At 63.9% G+C, this 302-nt stretch carries 1 pseudogene; it reads right to left on the reverse strand.

The features are described from left to right. A pseudogene (locus EN852_RS38860) lies at positions 1 to 302 on the reverse strand (glycosyltransferase family 4 protein); the annotation flags it as partial.

The raw sequence follows: 302 nt of genomic DNA on the forward strand, positions 1-302 counted from the left end.
TCCGCCTGCGGCTCATAGGTCGGCCGGTAGGCGTCGAGCGGCAGTCCGTGATGGATCGTGGCCAGCCAGTTCGCGTCGGGCAATCCCCGTTTCTGGCTGTGCGAGATCGAGATCATCGGGAAGCGCGGAAAGCGTTTATAGGCCGGCGCCAGGTCGACATAGTCGAGCCGGCCATGCGGCGTCGTCACCGTTCGCCCCGCAATGGCCTCGAAGAACGGGAAATGCAGGCAGTGGCTGAGATGGAAATGGATGACGTCGAACTCTTGGGCGCGCTCGCGCACACCGGCAATCCTCGCCACATG

It is taken from the genome of Mesorhizobium sp. M2E.F.Ca.ET.209.01.1.1, assembly GCF_004010375.2.
In the GTDB taxonomy this organism is placed as follows: domain Bacteria; phylum Pseudomonadota; class Alphaproteobacteria; order Rhizobiales; family Rhizobiaceae; genus Mesorhizobium.